Below are 956 nucleotides of genomic sequence, written 5' to 3'. Positions count from 1 at the left end.
TTGCCGCCTTCATGCAACTCGAATTGTTTAGGATATAAATTATTTATTATTCGATAACAGCGCCTCACTTAGGCGCAATAATAAAGAGTCGTTAGCTGGCTCGCATTGTGATTCTTTATGGCAGGCAGAAGCAGGAATGCATGTTCTGCCTGCCATATTTCAACTGGCACCCTCGGGTGAGTACATGCCAATCGGCATAAGTGGAGATAACAACTGATGAAAAGCTGGAAAACGAGCGCAGAACAGATCATGACCGCAGGCCCCGTGGTCCCGGTGATTGTGATTAATAAGCTCGAGCAGGCGGTACCGTTGGCAAAAGCCCTGGTGGCTGGCGGTGTTCGGGTGCTGGAAGTGACGTTGCGCACCCCTTGTGCTGTTGAGGCTATCCGTGCTATCGCAAAAGAAGTTCCTGAGGCGATTGTCGGCGCAGGTACTGTGCTCAATCCACAGCAGTTGGCTGATGTGGTTGAGGCTGGCGCGCAATTTGCTATCAGCCCAGGGCTGACTGATGAATTACTTAAGGCAGCCACTGAAGGCTCAATCCCATTAATTCCTGGGATCAGTACCGTTTCAGAACTGATGCTGGGTATGAGTTATGGCCTGCGTGAGTTTAAATTCTTCCCGGCAGAAGCTAACGGTGGTGTTAAAGCATTGCAAGCCATCGGCGGCCCATTCTCGCAAGTGCGTTTCTGCCCAACCGGCGGCATTACCCCGAATAACTACCGTGATTACCTGGCGCTGAAAAGCGTATTGTGTATTGGCGGTTCATGGTTGGTTCCGGCAGATGCGCTGGAAAAAGGGGACTACGCTCGTATTACTGAATTAGCCAAACAAGCCGTGGCGGGTGCAACAGCATAAGCTGTTCTAACCTCCTGAACTGACGAGATAATTCGCATAATCTCGTAAAACTATAAACCTCTGCCATGCAGGGGTTTTGTTTTTTTAAAACCACTAAC

The 956-nt window shown here is 49.7% G+C and carries 1 protein-coding gene; it reads left to right on the top strand.

Annotation, left to right across the window (positions count from 1 at the left end; all coding sequences use genetic code 11):
- The first annotated feature begins 216 nt into the window (after positions 1-216).
- On the top strand, positions 217-858 hold the full coding sequence (locus V1952_RS22085) for a bifunctional 4-hydroxy-2-oxoglutarate aldolase/2-dehydro-3-deoxy-phosphogluconate aldolase (RefSeq protein ID WP_005163029.1): 642 nt from the start codon (positions 217-219) through the stop codon (positions 856-858).
- Positions 859-956 lie beyond the last annotated feature (98 nt).

Source organism: Yersinia sp. 2542 StPb PI (genome assembly GCF_048593855.1).
GTDB classification, from domain to species: domain Bacteria; phylum Pseudomonadota; class Gammaproteobacteria; order Enterobacterales; family Enterobacteriaceae; genus Yersinia; species Yersinia enterocolitica_E.
The sequence above is the reverse complement of the archived record's forward strand: the minus strand, read 5'-3'. Positions and strand labels throughout refer to the sequence as shown.

Coding starts and splice junctions, on each gene's coding strand:
- V1952_RS22085 (WP_005163029.1), top strand. CDS start 217: ATGAAAAGCTGGAAAACGAGCGCAGAACAGATCATGACCGCAGGCCCC.